General features: G+C 49.2%; 16 protein-coding genes. 4 read left to right on the top strand and 12 right to left on the bottom strand.

Annotated elements, in window-relative coordinates:
* Positions 1–1,062 precede the first annotated feature (1,062 nt).
* The 3 genes from kduI to QZ323_RS12440 all read left to right on the top strand — a co-directional run bounded on the left by kduI (position 1,063) and on the right by QZ323_RS12440 (position 4,386).
* Positions 1,063–1,905 (top strand): 5-dehydro-4-deoxy-D-glucuronate isomerase, encoded by an 843-nt coding sequence (gene kduI, locus QZ323_RS12450; RefSeq protein WP_294635002.1) that lies wholly within the window; start codon positions 1,063–1,065, stop codon positions 1,903–1,905.
* Positions 1,906–2,025: 120 nt separating this feature from the next.
* On the top strand, positions 2,026–2,817 hold the full coding sequence (locus tag QZ323_RS12445; protein WP_294635001.1) for a gluconate 5-dehydrogenase: 792 nt from the start codon (positions 2,026–2,028) through the stop codon (positions 2,815–2,817).
* A 324-nt stretch (positions 2,818–3,141) separates the two neighbouring features.
* On the top strand, positions 3,142–4,386 hold the full coding sequence (locus QZ323_RS12440; RefSeq protein ID WP_294635000.1) for a DUF4861 domain-containing protein: 1,245 nt from the start codon (positions 3,142–3,144) through the stop codon (positions 4,384–4,386).
* A gap of 265 nt (positions 4,387–4,651) precedes the next feature.
* On the opposite strand, the gene QZ323_RS12435 is transcribed toward QZ323_RS12440, so the two are convergent.
* From QZ323_RS12435 to QZ323_RS12385, 11 genes are all read right to left on the bottom strand, one after another.
* Positions 4,652–5,266, bottom strand: coding sequence for a polysaccharide deacetylase family protein (locus tag QZ323_RS12435; RefSeq protein WP_294634999.1), 615 nt, complete (start codon positions 5,264–5,266; stop codon positions 4,652–4,654).
* A 174-nt stretch (positions 5,267–5,440) separates the two neighbouring features.
* Entirely contained in the window at positions 5,441–8,848 is a 3,408-nt protein-coding gene (locus QZ323_RS12430) for a DUF2723 domain-containing protein (RefSeq protein WP_294634998.1), read from the bottom strand.
* A gap of 381 nt (positions 8,849–9,229) precedes the next feature.
* Positions 9,230–10,021, bottom strand: coding sequence for a metal ABC transporter ATP-binding protein (locus QZ323_RS12425; RefSeq protein ID WP_294634997.1), 792 nt, complete (start codon positions 10,019–10,021; stop codon positions 9,230–9,232).
* Between the two features lie 5 nt (positions 10,022–10,026).
* Complete coding sequence (locus QZ323_RS12420; RefSeq protein ID WP_294634995.1) at positions 10,027–10,962, bottom strand: zinc ABC transporter substrate-binding protein; 936 nt, start codon at positions 10,960–10,962, stop codon at positions 10,027–10,029.
* Between the two features lie 54 nt (positions 10,963–11,016).
* Positions 11,017–11,691: a tRNA (5-methylaminomethyl-2-thiouridine)(34)-methyltransferase MnmD gene (gene mnmD / locus QZ323_RS12415; RefSeq protein WP_294634993.1), complete on the bottom strand. Its 675-nt coding sequence runs from the start codon at positions 11,689–11,691 to the stop codon at positions 11,017–11,019.
* 61 nt (positions 11,692–11,752) lie between these two features.
* Positions 11,753–12,229: a YqaA family protein gene (locus QZ323_RS12410; RefSeq protein ID WP_294634992.1), complete on the bottom strand. Its 477-nt coding sequence runs from the start codon at positions 12,227–12,229 to the stop codon at positions 11,753–11,755.
* Positions 12,214–13,212, bottom strand: a complete 999-nt coding sequence (locus QZ323_RS12405; protein WP_294634991.1) for a hypothetical protein — start codon at positions 13,210–13,212, stop codon at positions 12,214–12,216. Before QZ323_RS12405 ends, QZ323_RS12410 begins: the two co-directional genes overlap by 16 nt.
* A 140-nt stretch (positions 13,213–13,352) precedes the next feature.
* Positions 13,353–14,627, bottom strand: coding sequence for a phosphoribosylamine--glycine ligase (purD, locus tag QZ323_RS12400; RefSeq protein WP_294634990.1), 1,275 nt, complete (start codon positions 14,625–14,627; stop codon positions 13,353–13,355).
* A gap of 93 nt (positions 14,628–14,720) precedes the next feature.
* The gene (locus QZ323_RS12395) at positions 14,721–16,928 is read right to left on the bottom strand and encodes a S9 family peptidase (protein WP_294635003.1); all 2,208 of its coding nucleotides are present in this window, start codon (positions 16,926–16,928) and stop codon (positions 14,721–14,723) included.
* Between the two features lie 42 nt (positions 16,929–16,970).
* The gene (locus tag QZ323_RS12390; RefSeq protein WP_294634989.1) at positions 16,971–18,428 is read right to left on the bottom strand and encodes a THUMP domain-containing protein; all 1,458 of its coding nucleotides are present in this window, start codon (positions 18,426–18,428) and stop codon (positions 16,971–16,973) included.
* A 132-nt stretch (positions 18,429–18,560) separates the two neighbouring features.
* On the bottom strand, positions 18,561–19,460 hold the full coding sequence (locus QZ323_RS12385) for a serine acetyltransferase (protein ID WP_294634988.1): 900 nt from the start codon (positions 19,458–19,460) through the stop codon (positions 18,561–18,563).
* Positions 19,461–19,702: 242 nt separating this feature from the next.
* Here QZ323_RS12385 and cysK point away from each other — a divergent pair, with 242 nt between their 5' ends.
* Positions 19,703–20,650 carry a cysteine synthase A gene (gene cysK / locus QZ323_RS12380; RefSeq protein ID WP_294634987.1) on the top strand — a complete coding sequence of 316 codons (948 nt, stop codon included), beginning with the start codon at positions 19,703–19,705 and terminating at the stop codon, positions 20,648–20,650.
* A gap of 16 nt (positions 20,651–20,666) precedes the next feature.
* Here cysK and QZ323_RS12375 read toward each other — a convergent pair whose 3' ends face one another.
* A complete protein-coding gene (locus tag QZ323_RS12375) occupies positions 20,667–21,143 on the bottom strand; it encodes a pyridoxamine 5'-phosphate oxidase family protein (RefSeq protein WP_294634986.1) in 477 nt (158 codons plus the stop codon).
* Positions 21,144–21,443 lie beyond the last annotated feature (300 nt).

The following is a 21,443-nucleotide window of genomic DNA, read 5'->3' as shown; positions in this document are numbered from 1 at the left end:
GAACTTTTTCTAAATAAACATACAGTTTATCATCTTTTGCTTGATGTCTATAGCTTATAAAAGACCTGCTTTCCATAAAGCGATTCCAAAATTTTGTGCTAAAGTATTAATTGTATTTTAATATATCGATTCTGCTTAATTTTATTTAATAATTATTAGGAAGATGTTAGGGAGAAACGTTACTGGCCGATAGCTGATTGTTCCTAACTTTTGGGGTGGCTAAAGTTCACGTTTATGCCGCTAACCCTTAGCTTTGTCGTGCTAATCCTTAGGTTTATCATGCTAACCCTTAGGTTTGTCATGCTAACCCTGCCTTGTACTGGATTTAGTTTTGTTATGCTTCTTCTTTCCAACAAGATGTTTCACCGCAAATAGCTGTATGCTATATGATTAACGGACGGGTGAAAGATGTGAGAGTTAGAATGTGGTGTTTATTGGTTCTTCGTCACTTTTGGGGCAGTTCATGTGTTAAAGCTAGTAAATTTATTGCCTAACAAGGTAATGCTTGTCCTATTGAACATGTGTCTTTTGATAGCTTTAATTTTATTCCCTTAAATAAGCTGGTATAGTCTATAGATAAAGGTGTTTAGTATATTTTACTGCCCCAAAAGTGACGAAGAACCTGTTTATTTTCTATTGTATATTTTAGTTCGGAGGAATGTATCACGCCATACAAAGAAGTGAAAATAACTCAAGTTCAGTTTGCGATACTTAAGAAGTAATGAGAGGCCCTGTTACATTATTTGTTATTCCCCGTTACATTACTTGTTATGCTCCGTTACATTATTTGTTATGCATCATTACATTACTTGTTATGAGACATAAGATATGATGTAATTTCAATTTAATTCCGCCAATGGGTTTTAACATTTAGATTTATTGCGGAATATTTGTGTGATTTTCTGTTAAAGAATTATCTTTTTTCCCCTATTTGGACGATAATGTTATATAATTGAGACAAAATCGTAATGATTCTCCGTTTTCTTTTACTACATTTGCATCGTGTACGCAAACGATGTGTACCAATAACCGATTATTATAAACTTAAAACGCAATAGGATTATGAAAACGAACTATGAGATTCGCTATGCTGCGCATCCCGAAGATGCCAAGAGTTATGATACCCAACGTATCCGTCGCGATTTCCTTATCGAAAAGGTTTTCACTGCTAACGAAGTGAATATGGTATACACCATGTACGATCGTATGGTTGTAGGTGGTGCAATGCCTGTGGGTGAAGTGCTGAAATTGGAAGCTATCGATCCTCTGAAAGCTCCTTATTTCTTGACCCGTCGTGAAATGGGTATTTACAATGTAGGTGGTCCTGGTGTAGTGAAAGCCGGCGACGCTGTGTTCGAACTGGATTATAAAGAAGCCCTCTATCTGGGTTCAGGCGACCGTGAAGTGACTTTCGAGAGCAAGGACGAAAAGAATCCTGCCAAGTTCTACTTTAACTCGCTGACTGCGCACCGTAACTATCCTGACAAGAAAGTGACTAAAGCTGATGCCGTAATTGCTGAAATGGGTAGTCTGGAAGGCTCTAACCACCGCAATATAAATAAGATGTTGGTGAACCAAGTGTTGCCTACCTGCCAGTTGCAGATGGGTATGACGGAACTCGCTCCGGGTAGTGTATGGAATACCATGCCGGCACACGTTCACAGCCGTCGTATGGAGGCATACTTCTACTTTGAAGTGCCCGAAGAACATGCAGTATGTCACTTCATGGGCGAAGTAGACGAAACCCGCCACATCTGGATGAAGGGCGATCAGGCTGTATTGTCTCCCGAATGGTCTATCCACTCTGCTGCGGCTACTCACAACTATACTTTCATCTGGGGTATGGGCGGCGAGAACCTCGACTATGGCGATCAGGACTTCTCGTTGATTACTGACCTGAAGTAATGTCGGATAGACAGAGAAAATGTTGAATAGATTGAATTGAGTAGATTGAGTAGACAGAGAATAAGAATCGTATATAAAAAGAAAAAGGTAATTTTTAAACCTAACTTAAGTAAATAAATTATGGTAAACTTTTCATTAGAAGGCAAAGTAGCACTCGTAACAGGTGCTTCTTACGGTATTGGTTTTGCTTTGGCAACTGCCTTTGCGCAAGCCGGTGCGAAAATCGTGTTCAATGACATCAAGCAAGAATTGGTGGACAAAGGTATGGCTGCTTACAAGGCTGAAGGCATTGAAGCTAAAGGCTATGTATGCGACGTAACGAACGAAGACCAAGTGAATGCTATGGTTGCCCAGATTGAGAAAGAAGTGGGAGTGATTGACATCTTGGTGAACAATGCAGGTATCATCAAGCGTATCCCGATGCATGAAATGAAAGCTTCTGAATTCCGTCAGGTGATTGACGTCGATTTGAACGCTCCGTTCATCGTATCAAAGGCTGTCATTCCTTCTATGATTAAGAAAGGTCACGGAAAGATCATCAACATCTGCTCTATGATGAGTGAGTTGGGTCGTGAAACAGTTTCTGCTTATGCTGCTGCCAAGGGTGGTCTGAAGATGCTGACTCGTAACATCGCTTCTGAGTACGGTGAATTCAACATCCAGTGTAATGGTATCGGCCCGGGTTACATCGCTACTCCGCAGACTGCACCGCTTCGCGAGCCGCAAGCTGACGGTTCACGTCATCCGTTTGATGCATTCATCGTTGCCAAAACTCCGGCTGCACGTTGGGGTACGCCTGAAGATTTGATGGGTCCTGCCGTATTCTTGGCTTCCGATGCTTCTAACTTCGTAAACGGCCATGTGCTCTACGTAGACGGTGGTATCTTGGCTTACATCGGTAAACAACCCTAATCATAAGCTGAACAGATAAGTTTTTTTTTGATAGACAAGGAGGGGGTGCCAGAACAGTATAGTTTAGGCACACCCTCTTTAGGTTGAAACCTTGCCTGTTCCGGAAACTGTTCTGATTTTATTTCAGCTTCTTTCCGAGGGAAGTTTTTTAAAGAAAATCACTCTGCGGTTTCTTATACCAGTATTTTAATATTCTTGCCGACTTCTGCTCTGAAATCTTTTTTTCATCTGTCGTATCCTGTTTCTTTGGGGACTCGTTTGCCGGGAAGATGTGGCTTGAGTCAGGGAAGTGTTGGCTAAATCAAAGTAAATAAATTAAGCAATATGAAAAAGTTATTCCTTTTAGTGGCAACAGTATTGTGCTGTTTTGCCTGTACTAACACAAAGGATGCAGTTACTGTAACGGTAAGCAATCCTTTGGCAATGGAGCGTTCTGACGAAATGGTTGAAGTGGCCATGAGCGACATTGCCGACCAACTGAAACTGGCTGACACGGCACAGATCGTAGTGCTGAATGCAGACGGACAACAAGTTCCCTATCAGATTACGTATGACGAGAAGGTTATCTTCCCGGCAAGTGTGGCTGCCAACGGTACGGCTACTTATACTATTCAGGTAGGCACGCCTGAGGCGTTTGCTGCAAAAGCATGCGGAAGATATTATCCTGAGCGTGTGGATGATGTAGCTTGGGAGAATGATCTGGTTGCTTTCCGCACGTATGGTCCTGCCTTGCAGATGAGTGGTGAGCGTGCTTTCGGATATGATGTATGGACAAAGTATAACACTACCGAACCGGTAGTTGAAGCACGCTATGCGAGCGAATTGAATCCTGATACTAAAGCAAAGATCGCTGAACTGAAGAAGACTGATCCGGAAGCAGCAAAAGAGTTGTATCGTTCTGTTTCCTATCACGTAGACCACGGAAACGGTCTGGACTGTTATAAAGTAGGTCCTACGTTGGGTGGCGGTACGGCTGCGCTGATGCCCGACGGTGAGATTGTATATCCGTATTGCTATGCAACACAGGATATTCTGGATAACGGCCCGTTGCGTTTCACTGTGAAACTGACGTACAATCCGTTGACTATCAAAGGGGATTCTACGGTAATTGAAACGCGTGTCATCTCGTTGGATGCAGGTTCTCACCTGAACAAGACAGTTGTTGCTTATGATAATCTGAAGGAGGTTACTCCGGTGGTTACCGGTATCGTATTGCATGAGCCGGACGGTGCTGTCGTTGCTGATGCTGCCAACGGTTACATCACTTACGTAGACCCGACGGACAATGTGAACAACAACAATGGCAAGATCTTCGTAGGTGCAGCTTTCCCTGCTACAGTGAAGGAAGCTAAATCACTGCTCTTCTCTGAACAGGAAAAGAACGAGTTGCGCGGTGGTGCAGACGGTCATGTATTAGCTATCAGCGACTACGAGCCGGGTGCGGAATATGTTTACTACTGGGGTGCAGCTTGGGACAAGGCTGACATCAAGAGTGCCGAAGCATGGAATGCCTATATGGCAAACTTCGCTCAGAAGGTACGTAACCCGCTGACAGTGACAGTGAAGTAACTCCCGATAACTCTTATCGATTCTGAAATCCGTCTCACGAGGTGAATGAATTCATCCCGTGGGACGGATTTTTTTGTCCCGTGAGGCGAATAAATCCGTCCCGTGAGGCGAATAAATCTGTCTCGTGGGACGAATAATTTTGTCTCACGGGACGAAAATATCCGCTCTGTGAGTTAAAAACGTATGGCTTCAAACAGAATATAATCGGGTGTAGGATTATTGAAGAAAGGCTTGTGCAAAATGACAAATGCGCAAGCCTTTTTTCTTATAGCAGCTTAAACTCATATCCCTCCTCCTTCAGGAAATCCAGTGCCCGCGGCAGTGCATATTGCAGGTTGCCGTTGTTCCAGGACTTCAGGGAATCGTGGAAGGTGATGATGGAGCCATTCCGCGCATAGCGCATCACGTTGGCAAGCACCTGAGGCCCCCGTAGCTTCTTACTGTAGTCACGGGTCACCAAATCCCACATGATGATCTTATAGTGCCGTTTCAGGGTGAAATATTGTCCCCAACGCATGTGCCCGTGCGGCGGACGGAAGAGGTCTGTCTTCATCAACTCGTTTGCCTTGTCCGTATTGGCAAGGTAGTTGTTGGACAGATATTCGAATCCGCGGATATGATTGAACGTGTGGTTGCCGATGCGGTGCCCGCGCTCCACTACCATTTGGAACACATCGGGATGCTTGCGTATATTATCTCCCACCATGAAGAAGGTGGCTTTGATGTTATGCTTGTCCAGCAAGTCGAGTACCCACGGAGTAACTTCTGGGATGGGACCGTCGTCAAACGTCAGGTAGACGGCTTTCTCATTCGGGTTCATGCGCCAAATGGCGCCGGGATATAGCTTTCGGACAAACTCGGGAGGCTGTTCTATAAACATTGCACTATGGTTATGAAGAATGAAGAAAGGGGAGCGTCATCACAGGTTACACAGACCGGCACAGATTATCATAAAATGATCTGTGCCAATCTTATTTGTGCAATCTGTATCAATTTGTGCCAATCTGTGCTGATCTGCGTAATCAGTGTTGAAACCCTCCTTATTTGACATGGGTTATTGCAAGCGGTCGACGCACATCTGATACAATTCGTCCAGCTTCTTATCATACACCGGCGCCAACTCAGAGTTATACTTCTGCATCAGTTTGACTTCCGAGTTGAGGATAGGCAGATGATATTCGGTGATTTCACGGGCGGAGATGGCGAAATGTCTGTCGGAAAGGCTCAGATACCAAGTGAGGTATTCCACGGCCTTGTCGGCAAGGGCTTTCATGATGTTGTCCGCCTTTTCCGTTTCACCTATCTGGTAGTAAGCTTCCGCCATTTGTATGGCGCCGTTCTGGAAATCGTAGGGCACGTTATAAGCAGGAATCATCTTCTCGGCATAATCCAGTGCGGCTTTTGCCTTATCCTTCTTGCCTTCGCGTATCAGTTGGCCGACGAGTTGCGAGAAGATGCGGCGGTGAGAGTAACACATACGCATGGCGTTCTCGTCAATGTAGATGCCCTCCTTGTCGATGCCTCCGAACTTGAACTTGTTCATCAGGTTGTCGTACATCTTTTCGCTGTCTATCTTGACGCCCGTCTTCTCGGTGTCGAACGGCGTGAAGCGATAGGCAAGACCTTCCTGTATGAAGTGATTGCCCATGTTGAGGTGGTTCTCCGTGCCTACGCTGACAGCCATGTAGATGGGGCGTTCCCAGTTGGATTCCGCCAGCATCTCGAGCATCATGAGTTCACTCTTGTAGAGGGCACGTTTACCTTTCAGCGAGATGTGCATATAGTCGGGAATGCTGTCACCAGGCAACATCATGCCGCTACGGCGCACGGCTTCCTTATCCACTTTCATCACGATACTGTCCGTTGGGATCAACTTGAGGTCTTCGTTCTTGCTACGTACCCAGTATTTCAGGATGTTCTGTAACTCGTAAGGGTTCTCGCCAAACTCTTTCTTCACGTTGACCAAAGCTTCCGGATTGCCATTCAGCGCCTGCTTTTCGGCTTCGGCATAGAGGGCGTCGATGCTCTTCTTGTAGTCCGCCTGCACGGGGATGTACTCGTTGGTTCCTTCTACATACTCCATGCGATCCCAGGTGATGGGCAGCGACGGGGAGTCGTAGGCAGGACGTTTCATTTGGTCGATGTACCAGTCCGTCTGCAGATAGCTGAGGTTGCAGGTACGGGCATCGGTACGGAATTCTTCCGTCTCCTGGTTGTACCAAAGGGGGAAGGTATCGTTATCTCCGTTGGTATAGATGATCGGGTTACCGCTCTCTTGCAGAGACATCAGGTAGTTCTGTCCAAAGTCGCGTGCCAGATAACGGTCGCTGCGGTCGTGGTCGTCCCACGTCTGGCTTGCCATCTGTATGGGGACGAGTAGACAAAGCAAGACGATGGCAATGGACAATTGGCAATTGACAATTGATAATTTCTTGCGGGCGGCTTCATCCTCTTTTCCTTGGCAGAACAGCTTCTTAATTGTCCATTGTCCATTGTCAATGATCAATTGTATCAGTCCTGCCACACCCATACCTATCCAGATGGCAAAGGCATAGAACGAACCGGCATAAGCATAGTCGCGTTCGCGCGGTTGTGTAGGCGTTTGGTTCAGGTAGAGCACGATGGCGATACCCGTCATGAAGAAGAGGAAGAAGACTACCCAGAACTGCTGGATGCCTTTCTGTCCGCGGTAGGCCTGCCACAACAAGCCAATGATGCCCAAGAGCAGGGGCAGACAGTAGAAGACGTTGTGCCCCTTGTTGTTTTGCAGTTCCTGCGGCAACAGGCTTTGGTCGCCCACCAGCCAGTTGTCGATGAATGGGATACCGGTGATCCAGTTGCCATGCTCTATCTCTCCGCTGCCTTGCAGGTCGTTTTGGCGTCCGGCGAAGTTCCACAGGAAGTAGCGCCAGTACATCCAGTTAAGCTGGTAGGAGAAGAAGAACTTGATGTTCTCCCACTGCGTGGGCATGTTCACCATGATCATCTGCCCGCATTGGTCGTAGGGAACGTCATAGCCTTTGATATCTACCCAAGCATGGTATTCGTTGGCGTGTTGCGAACTGTACATGCGGGGGAAGAGCATATTCTGTGCATATTCGTACTCGATGCGTCCGGGAATTTCAATGTAGCTGTCTTTCTCGTCGGGAGTAGCTTTCTCTTTGCGGATGAATTTGGTTCCGTTATAGGAGATGCGCGGCGAGCAATAGCCGTCCTTCACATCGAGGGCGACTTTGGAGGAGAACGCCTGTCCGTAGAAGAGCGGGCGGGTACCGTACTGCTCGCGTCCCAGATATTCGCCCAAGGTGAAGATGTCCTCAGGAGAGTTCTGATCCATCGGCGTGTTGGCGGTGGAACGGATAACGATGATGGCGTATGAAGAATAGCCGATGACGATCATCATGGTGCACAAGAGTGCGGTGTTGAGCGTGCGTGCCGAAATGCGGTATCTCTCTTTCAACTTGGCCTGTATGTTCGGGCTGAGGTAGAGGAAGAGGAAAGAGATGACCAGTACACCGATAACCACGGCACTTGTGCCATGTCCGTAGAACGGAATGCCCAGCAAGGCGATAGTCACGACAAAGGAAATGGCCATGAACAGTTTGTTCCGCTCTACATAGCTTTCGTATACGCCCCAGATGATGGAAACTGCCAGTACGACGATGTAGACCATCACGCCGCTGTTGAAGGGCATGCCCAACGTATTCACGAAGAGCAATTCAAACCAGCCGCCCACCTTCACGATGCCCGGTACCATGCCATAAAGCACCACAGCCACCAATACACCGGAAGCTATCAGAGCCAATAGTGAACCTTTCACGTCGGCATTGGGCACTTTCTTATAATAGTAGACCAGTACGATGGCAGGCAGGCAGAGCAAGTTCAGCAGATGGACACCGATGCTAAGCCCCGTCAGGTAGGCGATGAGGATAAGCCAGCGGTCGCTGTGCGGCTCGTCCGCCACGTCTTCCCACTTCAGTATCAGCCAGAACACAACGGCAGTAAACAGAGAGGAGAAGGCATATACCTCGCCTTCTACGGCACTGAACCAGAATGTATCACTGAACGTATAGGCCAATGCCCCTACCAGACCGCTACCCATGACGGTGACCAGTTGCTTGTACGTGATATGGTTTTCGTCGGTGATGACGAGTTTGCGCACCAAGTGCGTGATGCTCCAGAAGAGGAACAGGATGCAGGCGCCGCTCATGAAGGCGCTCATATAGTTCACCATCTTGGCTACCGTGCTGGCGTCGGAGGCGAATTGTGAGAATAGGTTGGCCACTAACATGAAGAAAGGTGCTCCGGGCGGGTGTCCTACTTCCAGTTTATAGCCGGTAGTGATGAACTCCGGGCAGTCCCAAAAACTTGCAGTCGGCTCTATGGTCATGCAGTAGACCGTTGCTGCAATGATGAAAGTAATCCAACCCATGAGGTTGTTTACGGTTCTGTACTGTTTCATTCGGATGAAATTCGTTATTTATTCAGTTTTGTTTTCTACAAATTGTTATGCCGCCATTTTGCATGGTGTTTTGGCATATACGGGCACAAAGATAATGATTTCAGCTTTAAATAAATGCAATAATGTTGATTATTAGGATTGCTTAAAGGATATGGAGGTCATGTGTAGTTTCCGAAACCATCACTATCGATTTGCGAAACCGTTACTGCTGGTTGTCGAGATCGTTACTTTCAGCCATCAAAACCGTTACAGTCAGTTTGCAAAGAGTGTTCTTAGTTAGGAGAAAACTATATCTTCCCTGACAGATACGACTTCTCCTCCTGATGGATATAGTTTCTTTTCCTGACTGTTTTCGGGTCTTTTTTGTTGATACTGAGTTCCTTATTCATGCCCGTGGGAATGCTTGTGCTCCGCCAGTATACGGTGCGGAATCGCTCCGTGTCCCAGTAACTCAATCGGGCAATTGAAGTTACGTTCCAACCACTCTTCACTGATCCCTGTGTCGGGATGATAGTCCAGTGTCTCGTTCACGCAGGCGATGGACTTCACTTGTTGCAGCACGGTACCAATGTCGTGGCTGACAAGGATGATGGCGCAATTGCGGTTGATTTCCGTCAGAAGCTCGTAGAGGCGGGCTTCAAAACGTTTGTCAATGTAAGTGCTGGGTTCGTCAAGGACCACTAATTTGGGATCGGAGATGACGGCACGACCCAGCAAGGCGCGTTGCAACTGCCCACCGCTCAGTGCACCGATGGAACGCTTCTCCAGTCCTTCCAGTCCCATGCGGGCGATGACCTCCTGCGCCTTGGCACGATGCGCGGCGGTGAAGCGGGAATAGAGCGGCTTCTGCGAACTGAGACCGGACAGGACGACCTCTTCCACAGTGATGGGAAACTTGCGGTCGATACTGTTGTATTGAGGCAGGTAACCCATAGAGAGGGGAGAATGGAGAGTGGAGAGTGAAGAGTTGGTGGCGGGGGCGTATAAGATTTCTCCCGCTGTGGGTTTCAGCAGACCGAGGATGCACTTGATGAGTGTGGTCTTACCACCGCCGTTGGGACCGATGATGCCCAGAAAGTCACGGTCGTAAACGGTGAGATTCACGTCGTGCAGCACGGTGCGACCGTCGTAGCCGGCACTGAGGTTCTTTATTTCAATCAGGGGAGTACTCATGCGTTTCAGTTCTTGATGACCAATTCTTCGGCGATACTCAACATCTCCTGTTCCCAGTCGTAAGATAACGGATTGATAGGAACTACCTTCGTACCGGTCTGACGGGCAATGATTTCCGCATTGCAACGGTCAAACTCCGGCTGCACGAAGATGACACGTACTTTTTCTCTCCGGCAAGCATCTATCAGGTTCTTGAGGTGGGCGGGAGAAGGCTCTTTGCCATCCTCTTCGATGGAGATCTGGTGCAACCCGTAGTCGCGTGCGAAGTAGGACAGTGCCGGATGATAGATCATGAAGGCACGGTCGGCGTTGGGGGTAGAGAGTTTGTGGCAGATAATGCTGTCGGTACGCTCTATCCGCTTGCAAAGTTCTTTGTAACGCTCCATGTAGACGTTTTCGTTTGCTTTGTCGATACTGCACAAGGCATTGACAATGTTGCCGACAATGATTTGGGCATTGTAGGCCGAGCTCCATACATGAGGCTCGATGCCCATGTCGTGCGGATGTTCGCCGTTGCGGAGGGAATCATTGATGTACGGTTCATCGTAGTCGTTGTGATGGTGGTGGGCATGGGCGGAGTCGTAGATCAGGCTGATGCCGCGTGACGTATCGAAGAACTGCAGGTGCGGAGCGTTGTCCGTCAGTTTGTCCATCCAGACTTGTTCGAAGCCGATGTGGCCGATACGGAAATAAGCCTTGCTCTTGGCCAGTTCCACAAGTTGTTGGGGAGTAGGGTCGTAGGTTTCAGGGCTGCTACCCTTGGGAACCATGCTGACGATGCTGAAGTGGTCGCCTGCGATGGCTTCGGTGAAGTAGCGCAGCGGTTCGATGGTGACAGTGATGATGGGTTTGCTGTCGTTCTCTTTGTCATGCTGCATACTGCTGTTCTTGCAACCTACGGCAAGGATGGCGATGAGTATATATAGGAATGCTTGTTTCATTGTTCTGTTACATTTATTAAAGTTCTGCACATTATAGTAATTAAATGAATACCTTTAACTACTTATCTCTAAATCTTTGTGTTCTGTTTTCGTGGCTCTCAGTATTTCCCGTTTTCCTCCCGGAGGTCCCGGCAGACGTTCTACGCGAAAGCCCACAGCCTGCAACAGGCGGCGTACGACTCCTTTGGCACAGTACGTTGTCAGTATGCCTCCTGTATTCATATTAACGTAGAGGGTGCGGAATAATTGTTCGCTCCACATCTCCGGTTGCTTTTCGGGTGCGAAAGCGTCGAAATAGACAAGGTCCAGTGCGCGTTCGCTCTCGGCGATGATGTTGGCATCCCCTTTTCTCTTCCGCAGGGTGAAGAACGAAGAGACCTCCACATCTTCTTCCCAAGGCGCAGTATGTAGCCTTTGAAAGAGAGGGTTGTCGCTGTATTTCAATGCATCTACTTCCTCCCAAGAGAGCGGATAAAACTCGATACCGGTGTAGTGAACACGCCGTTTTTCCTGCCCGGCAACTTCGAGCGTGAGCAAGGCATTCAACCCGGTACCGAAACCGATCTCCAGAATGCGTGGTTGCGGTGCGGTTGAGGTTTTCAATCCCATATTGATGAAGATGTGTTGCGACTCCGTGCGTGCCCCTTTCACCGAATGATAGTGCTCGTTCAGCTCCGGCACAAACAATGTTGCGCTTCCGTCTTCCGTATGTTCGATAATTCGTTTCATCCTTTCATTTTCCATTTTTCCATTCTCCACTTCTCATTCTCCCCTTTCCATTTTCCATTTCTTAAGAGAGCACCGACATCGCCTCTCTCAGCGCCAGCAGCATCACTGCATAGCGCACCAGTTTTCCGGTTAACATAGACAAGGTGGTCAACCACACATTGCTCCGCATGAACCCCAGTGCTATGGCAACTGCGGAACCCACAAAAGGCAGGAAGGCAAAGAACCCCATCAGTGCTCCTTTCCCTTGCAGGAATTGCTGCATCTTGTCTATCTTCTCTTTCTTCACCTTGAAGTATTTCTCTATCCAGACCACGTTACCCAAATGCCCCATGTAGTAGCACGTCATGCCGCCGATGGTATTGCCCAATGTAGCGGACAGGACACACATCGCAGGGTTGAGTCCCACCTTCACGAGGGCTATCATCACCAACTCCGAGCTGAAAGGAATGACACTGCCCGCCAGCACTGCGGAGACGAAGAGACCGAGATAACCCCAGTCTATCATGAGTTGAACCAGTGAATCTATAAAAGCGTCCATAAATTAAATCCGAATAAAAGAACAAGTCCCGCAAGGGCACAAATGAAAAACACATTAGACGCCCGACTGTTCGTCAGTACCACAAAATGTCCCGACAGAATGCTGACCCCTATCAGTAACAAAGGCAGCAGATGAACCGTCAGCATAGGTTGCAGCAAGATATACCCGAAGATGCAAAGGCTCAGGAAAATGAGAAATTGCAGGTAGCTGCGAGTGCGTATCTTGTCCTCATAACCCGCCACCAGACAGTGCACGGAGCTTACGGCAAAGAGTAAAAACAGATATCCCAGCGTGGCAGCCTCCCACAGCGGGAAGTTGCTGAAAGTGATCGCATGGAAAGTGCCCAACTCGATGAAAGGTTGGTAGAAAAGCTCCATCTTATCGTGGAAGTAAGCATGCCCGAACAGAAACCAGTAAGGCAGGAACCACCCTGTCAGACTACCGAAGAAACTTTTCAGTGTAAGTGCCTGAAAACTATGCGCACCTATCCAAAAGAGCGGGATGAACAGTGTCAGCTGTGGAAAAACCAGGCTGCCCACTCCGATGAACAGGAAGGAATAGAACAGGGGACCCTCCGGTTTCGTGTGCTGATATCCCTGAAACAGGAAGAATAGAGAGATGAGGAAGGCAACCGAAGCAATGTCTCCGGCATATAGCCGGTGCAGGGCAGGACAAACGGACATCAGCAGGAAATAGATGGATGTCTGCACAGAGGCACGCATACGGATGATGGCGAACGTGTTGTTCAGCTCGATCAGGAAATAGCCAATTATGCTGTAGAGGATGAAACTCAGCGGCGTGTTTGCCCATGTCGGGATATAGCTGCTGCAGACGGTTTGCCACAGCGAGTAACCGCTCTCCGTTGCCGGCATCTCGGGCAACAGGGCGGAAGTCAGCATCCAGCCGAACAGGGACAGGATGATGGCGGTGGGAAGCGTAAAGCGTCCGGCTGTGATCCGGTTCTGTAGTCGTTTATTTCGCATTGTTCTGTATTCTTGTCAACTTTCCGAAAGGGTTGTCTCCATACCCGCTCCCGCTCCATACCTGCTCCAAGTTATAGGACACGAAGAACATTCGAGTCTTACAGGGAGCAGATAAAGTTTGGATGTGTGGGTGAAGAGGATTATAAGTCGAATCCGATGTCGCGGCGGAAATACTTCTTGTCGAATTCGATCATCTCTGCCACTTTATAGCTTTTGGCAAGTGCCTCTTCTTTGTTCTCACCGTATGAGCATACGGCAATCACGCGGCCGCCGGCTGTCACTACGTTTCCGTCTTTCATGGCTGTTCCGGCATGGAAGAGGATGCTGTCCGTAGCGGCTGCGGCTTCCAGTCCGGTCATGACTTTGCCTTTCTCGTACGCTTCGGGATAACCGCCGCTGACCAGCATGACACAGGCTGCCGTGCGCGGATCCATTACGAGTTCTTTCGTATCGAGATTCACGTCGCGCACGCCCTCCAACAGTTCGACGAGGTCGCTTTGGATACGCAGCATGACGCTTTCGGTTTCCGGGTCGCCCATGCGGACGTTATACTCTATCACCATCGGTTCTCCTTTTACGTTGATCAGTCCGAGGAAGATAAATCCTTTGTAGAGGATGTTCTCTTCTTGCAGTCCGTTGATGGTGGGTTCGATGATACGGGTGCGCACTTTCTCCATAAATGTCTCGTCGGCAAACGGAACGGGTGTCACACTTCCCATACCGCCGGTGTTCAGGCCTTTATCGCCTTCGCCGATGCGTTTGTAGTCTTTAGCCACGGGCAACACCTTGTAGTGCTTGCTGTCCGTCAGTACGAATACGGAACACTCGATGCCACTAAGGAACTCTTCGATGACCACCGTCGCGCTGGCTTGTCCGAACATGCCTCCGAGCATCTCTTTCAGTTCTTTCTTTGCCTCTTCGAGGGTGGGGAGGATGAGCACGCCTTTTCCGGCGCAAAGACCGTCGGCTTTCAGTACGTAGGGGGCTTCGAGGCTTTCGAGGAAGGCAAGTCCTTCTTCCAGGTTATTGGCAGTGATGCTTTTGTAGCGTGCAGTCGGAATGCTGTGGCGTTGCATGAAGGCTTTGGCAAACTCTTTGCTGCCTTCCAGTTGCGCGCCTTTGGCCGTCGGGCCTATGATGGCGATATGCCGGGTAGATGCATCCTCAGTGAAACTGTCGTAGATGCCGTGTACCAACGGGTCTTCAGGACCTACCACAATCATCTCTATGCCCTGTTCCAGTGCAAATGCTTTCAGGGCGGTGAAGTCGGTTGCTTTGATGTCTACGTTCTCACCTGCCGCACCTGTGCCTGCATTACCGGGGGCGATAAAAAGTTTCTCTACTTTCGGGCTTTGGGCAATCTTCCATGCCAAGGCGTGCTCGCGGCCGCCGCTTCCTAATAATAATACTTTCATATATGTTTGTTTTTAAATTTCTGATTGTTTCTTTAGGAGTTAAGAAGTTAAGGAAGGTGTTTAACTTCTTAGCTCCTTATACTTTTTAACTCTTTATTTTTTCAAATAATCCTCAAAGTATCTCGTTATCTTCTCATGCAGATGCACGCGGTCGCGTCCGATGACATTATGCTTGTGCGTGGGGTAGATGAACAGGTCAGGATAGGTGCGGGCATCCACGCAGGCCTTCATGAAAGAGAGCGTGTGTTGCGGCACGCAGGTGTCGTCGTGGTCATCGTGGATGATGAGCAGATGTCCTTTCAGGTTTCCGGCAAGGTTCTTCAGGTTGCTGTTCTTGTATCCTTCGGGGTTGCTTTGCGGGGTATCCATGTAGCGTTCGCCGTACATCACCTCGTAGTAGCTCCAATCAATGACCGGTCCACCTGCCACACCCACTTTGAAGATCTCCGGATAGCGGAGCATCAGTGCGGTAGTCATGTGTCCGCCGAAACTCCAGCCGTGCACACCAATGCGGTTGCCGTCCACGTAAGGGAGGCTTTTCAGAAATTCGGCACCCTTCACTTGGTCTTTGCCCTCTTCGATGCCGAGTTGGCGGAAAGTGGCGTTCTCAAATTCGAGTCCGCGGTTGTCGCTGCCACGGTTGTCGAGGGAGAACATGATGTAGCCCTTCCCTGCCATGTAGAGGTCCCATCCGCGTGTGGAGTTCATCCATCCGTTGGTGATCATCTGTGCGTGCGGACCGCCGTAGACGTAGACGATGGCAGGATACTTCTTTGTGGGGTCGAAGTCAGCGGGTTTCACCAGACGGTAGTAGAGGTCGGTCACACCGTCGGCAGCTTTGATGGTACCTGTCTCGATGCTGGGCATGTCGAAACCTTCGTATGGATTGCGGGCTGTCAGCAGGTTGATGCTTTTGTTGTTCTGAGTACCGGTGAGGTTGATGCTGCGCGGCATTTCGGGGCTTGACCACGTATCAATAAGGTAACTGCCCGATGCGCTTAGTTTTCCGGAGTGTACACCCTTACCGTTGTCCAACGGGGTAATCTTGTTGCTGTTGATGTTCATCTTATACAGATTGCTTTGCAAGGGAGACTCTTTGGTGGCGGTGAAGATGATCTCTTTCTTCTTCTCGTTGAAGCCGAGCACGTCTTGCACAAGCCAGTTGCCTTGCGTCAGTTGTTTCACCTTGCAGCCTTGACGGTAACTGCCTCCTGCGGCAGCAGAATGTGTGTCGGGATAAGTCAGCGTTTGGGTGTCTGCCAGATATAGGTGGTTGTAACCGTCCCGTTGGCTTTGGAAGATGAATTTCCTCCCGTCCCAAGGCAGGAAAAGGATAGGGTGTTGCGGCTCTACATATTTGGGATGCTTCTCCTCCAGTTCAAAGCGGGTGATCCGCTCGCCTGTCTCGACATCATACTGGCAGAGCTGGGCGTGGTTTTGGTCGCGGTTCAACTCGATGAGGTAGAGGCTCTTGGCATCCGGTGCCCATGTGATGTTAGTGAAATAACGGTCTGTGGGGTCGCCTGCATTCAGGTAGATGGTCTTCTGTGTGGCGGGATTGTAGATACCTACGGTTACCTTGTGGCTTGTCATTCCCGCCATCGGATAGCGGACGTTGTTCAGTTCGCCGATCCGTGCAGTGATGTCCACCAACGGATATTGCGTTACCATGCTTTCGTCCATACGATAGAAAGCGAGAAGATCGCCTTGCGGACTCCAGAAGGTACCTTTCGAGATACCGAACTCGTTGCGGTGTACGCTCTGTCCGCATACGATGCCGTCGGGTTCATCGGTCACGGCTCTGTCGTTCACGAAGAGATTGTTCTTGAGGGTATATGCCACATTGTTGCTTGCAGCGTGGTAGTCACGGTTACTGCTCTCCTTCGGAAATTCCCGTTTACCGATGATTCGGTCTGCTTCCCAGTCGTAGACGGCGTAGCTTCCGGGCAGGGTGAGAAGAATCTGCGTCTTGTCCGCCCAAGGCAGGCTTACTTGATAGAGTTGTCTCAGTTCGCCCAATTTCTCTTGTTGTAGTGCATGGTTGATTTTCTCGCGTGTCACGAGCAAGGTCTCTTTTCCGGTCTGTGCATTGATTGCGAGCAGGGAGTCTATTCCCGGTTTGATGCACATGTCTCCCCACCACTGTATGCCATAGAGGTTCTCGGCATACCGGTAAGTCTCTCCGCCGGGGATCAGGTCTTCCAATGTAGGTTTCTTCAATTCTTGTGCCATAATGTCTGTTACCAAAAGAGTGGGCAGCATCAGCAGTGCCATTCCCATCCATTTACCGATTATCTTCATGCTCATTATGCTCATTGTCTTTATCGCTTCTTTTCTTTATTCTTATTCTCTATCTTCCCTGTTTCTCGGCTTGAATTCCCTTCTCGGTCTGAACTCTCCGTTTCCTCCCTGCCGGCGTTCCCTGTCGAACGGTTTCCGTTCTCTGTCTTCATCCTTATGGAATTCGTAAGGTTTCCGATCTCTCGATCTGTTATTCCAAGGTTTGGAGTCACCAGGTCTGCGTGATTCTCTCGGTTTGAACTCTCGGTTTTCTCTGGGTTTGAACTCTTTGTCTTCTCTTGATTTGAATGCAGTTTCTTTGTTTTCGTCTTCGTTTTCACTTTGGTTTTCGGCCTCGTTCTCACTCTCCTTCTTTTTGAACTCTTTGTACTTCCCGTCGAAAATCTCGTATTTGCGGAATTCACAATCCAGTGCACCATTGAATAACGATACTTTCTCGGTGGCTTTCAGTCCTATCTGATCGAAACACTCTTCGCGGTAGGAGAGCACCCAAGCCGTGTTTCCGATGAAGGCGTGTTTGAGCCGTTCGCCTATCATTTGGTATAATCCCAACAGGTTGTTGGTAGAGATACGCTCGCCATAAGGCGGATTGGTGATGATGATGGCTTTTTCTGCCGGCTGTTCGAATTGTTGGAAAGGTTGCAACTTCAGAGTGATGTCTTTGGATGCCCCTGCTGCCTTGATGTTGTGCTTGGCTATTTCGTAGGCTTGCGGGTTGTTGTCGTAGCCATATATCTTGTGGCAGAAGTCGCGTTCCTGACTGTCATCGTTGTATATCTTGTCGAACAGTTTCTGGTCGAAGTCGTTCCACTTCTCGAAGGCAAATTCCTTGCGGAACACGCCCGGAGCGATGTTGCGGGCAATAAGTGCCGCTTCAATGGGGATTGTTCCAGAACCGCACATCGGGTCAATCAGGTCGCACTCTCCATTCCAGCCCGTCATCAGTATCATTCCGGCGGCAAGCACTTCGTTCAACGGAGCCTCTACTGCTTCCTGTCTGTAGCCGCGGCGATGGAGGGATTCGCCGGACGAATCGAGCGACAGCGTGCATGTAGTTTGTGAGATATGTATGTTCAGCAACACGTCCGGCTTGTTGATGCGTACGGACGGGCGCTTGCCAAAGTTCTCGCGGAAATAGTCCACAATGGCATCTTTCACTTTATAAGAGACGAATTTGGAGTGGCGGAACTCTTCGCTGAACACGACGGCGTCTATGGCAAATGTCTTATTGACGTCCAGAATGTCTTCCCAGCGGATGGCTTTGATTTGTTCGTAAACCTCATCGGCGTTTTTGGCGGTGAAGTTCTTGATGGGTTTCAGGATGCGGATAGCTGTGCGCAGACAGAAGTTTGCCTTGTACATCATCTCTTTGTCGCCGCTGAAGGAGACCATGCGTCGGCCTATCTCTATGTCATTGGCTCCTAATGCAGTCAGTTCTTGTGCCAGTATTTCTTCCAGGCCTTGGAAGGTTTTGGCAATCATTTGAAATTGTTCGTTCATCTTATATCGTTTGACTATTCTTTTTTTATATTGATTTCTATTATTCTCAGGCGGATTCCTGCATTTGCGTATCTAATGTAGTGGGTCCGCATATTGGGTTCGGGTATGCTTGAAACAGCCGATTGAAGACGGTCACTTTTTGGCTTTGGGCTGTACGATTCGGGCACCTGCCGGTACGTCTTCCGTCACCCAGATATTGCCTCCTACTGTGGCTCCCTGTCCGATGGTGATACGTCCCAAGATGGTGGCGTTGGAGTAGACGATGACGTTGTCTTCCAGTATCGGGTGGCGGGGGATACCTTTGATGGGCTTTCCATCCTCGTCCAGCGGGAAGCTCTTGGCACCTAATGTGACGCCTTGATACAGCTTCACGTTGTTGCCGATGATGCACGTTTCGCCGATTACCACGCCTGTGCCGTGGTCTATGGTGAAGTAGCTACCGATTGCCGCGCCCGGATGAATGTCAATGCCCGTTTCGCTGTGCGCCATTTCGGTGATGATGCGCGGTATCAGTGGCACACCAAGAGTCAACAGTTCATGGGCGATGCGGTAGTTGCTGATGGCACGTATGGCAGGATAGCAGCTGATGACCTCGCCGAAGCTATGTGCCGCCGGGTCGCCGTTGTAGGCAGCCACCACGTCCGTAGCCAGTATGCGGCGCATTTCCGGCAGGTGACTGATGAACTGGGCGGCAAGACGTGCGGCCTCTTCGCGTTGTTGTTCGGTGCAATGCGCGCATTCATCGTCTCCCGTAAAGCAAAGTCCCGCCAGGATTTGTCCGGTCAGCAGGTCGAACAGGCGCTCTATGTTCACGCCGATGTGGTACTTGATGGTCCGGCTGTTGACGGTAGAGTTTCCGAAATATCCGGGGAAGAGAATAGCACGCGACAGCTCCACAATATCTTGCAGCGCCCTTGCCGAAGGCAGCGGAGTGCCGTCTGTGTGCTGATGAAACAGTCCTTTGTAAGATGAACTTTCCGATAGTTCATCGACTGCCTGTGTCAAAATGTGAGTAAAGTTCAATGGACTCATTGGGATATCCTTGTTTATATAAGGTGGGGCAAAGTTAATTATTCTCAGCGAAAATCCCTCATTTATAGTACGAAAATCCCACAAATATGGTATTTTCCGTGAACTTTTGGACTGCTATCTTTGTCCTTAGAATAGGAGGAACTTTCTGAATTCTCTTTCTGACAGGAGTTAACTCTCCCAATAACTCCTACCGGAAAGAAGTCTCCTCCTTCCCTATAAACATAGAACCAATAAGTAATAGAATGAAAAAAATAGCCAAACAGCTCACTGAACTTGTGGGCAACACTCCCTTGCTGGAGTTGAGTAACTACAACCGATTGAAGGGCTTGAAAGCCCGTCTGGTGGTGAAACTGGAGTCGTTCAATCCTGCCGGAAGCGTGAAAGACCGTGTGGCGCTTGCCATGATTGAAGAGGCCGAAGCGTCGGGACGGTTGAAACCCGGAGCCACGATTATAGAGCCTACTAGTGGCAACACGGGCATAGGACTTGCCTTCGTAGCTGCCGTGAAAGGTTATAAACTGATTCTCACCATGCCCGATACCATGAGCATGGAGCGCCGCAACCTATTGAAAGCTCTTGGTGCCGAACTGGTTCTTACTCCCGGCGCGAAAGGCATGAAGGGGGCTATGGCGCGTGCCGAAGAGTTGAAAACGGCTACGCCCGGCGCACTGATTCTGGGACAGTTTGACAATCCCGCCAACCCCGCTATACACGAACGCACAACCGGTGCCGAGATCTGGCACGCTACGGAAGGGGAAGTCGAAATCTTTGTTGCCGGCGTGGGCACAGGCGGTACGGTGAGCGGTGTGGGTGCGGCGCTGAAGAAACGCAACTTGGGTGTGAAGATTGTGGCAGTGGAACCTGCGGACTCTCCGGTGCTTTCAGGAGGTGAGCCGGGAGTACATAAGATACAGGGCATCGGCGCAGGGTTCATTCCCCAGAATTACAATTCGGCAGTAGTGGACGAAATCATGCAAGTGACGAATGACGACGCTATCCGCACCAGTCGCGAACTGGCACGTCAGGAGGGACTGCTGGCAGGTATCTCTTCCGGTGCGGCTGTCTGCGCAGCTACCCGTCTGGCACTTCTTCCCGAAAATGAGGGGAAAATCATAGTGGCGCTATTGCCCGACACAGGCGAACGCTATCTTTCGACGCTGCTGTATGCCTTCGATGAATATCCACTTTGAGGAGGCGAATAGAGGGTTATAGCTCGCTTGGCCGCAGGCCGAAGGATTTGCAAGTCATCTTTTCCACCTTGACTTCCCATATCTTTACGTTGCGTACGGCAGGTTCGCTGTACTTGAACTCGTAGTCGACGTAGTGGCGCATCACGAGGTCGAGTATGTTTCGCTTTTCATCCATCTCTTCGATGAAGCGTACGTTGCCCCGGCACATCACGCTGCGCGACTTCATGCTGTAGCTGCATGCCACCTGCCGATGCATATACACCAGTTCGTGTCCTTCGCAGAAGGTGATGCAGACTTGTGGATGTTGCTTTACCATTTCCAGTTTACTGCCGTCGGGTCCGGAGTGCAGATAGATTACTCCATCCCGATAGGCGAAATTCATAGGGATGACGTAGGGATTGCCCTGCAAGTCGGTGATGCCCACCATGCAGTAAGGGCATTTGCGGATGATGTCTTCAATTTCCGCGGGGTCGGTGATTGCGATTGTCTTCATAAGGCTGGATGGGTATTTTATCCGATGCAAAGGTAATCATTTTATTGATAAAGCCCATAACAAGTAATGTCGTGGAGCATAACAAATAATGTAATGAGGTATAACAAATAATGTAATGGAACATAACAAATAATGTAATGGAACATAACAAATAATGTTATGGAGTACAACAAGTAATGTTGGCTATGACAGATTTTACTTCTTTGTATGGTGTGATGTATTCTTCCGAACTAAAAGAACAATAGAAAATAAATAGGTTCTTCGTCACTTTTGGGGCAGTTCATGTGTTAAAGCTAGTAA

This window comes from uncultured Bacteroides sp., assembly GCF_910585845.1.
In the GTDB taxonomy this organism is placed as follows: Bacteria; Bacteroidota; Bacteroidia; order Bacteroidales; family Bacteroidaceae; genus Bacteroides.
The sequence above is the reverse complement of the archived record's forward strand: the minus strand, read 5'-3'. Positions and strand labels throughout refer to the sequence as shown.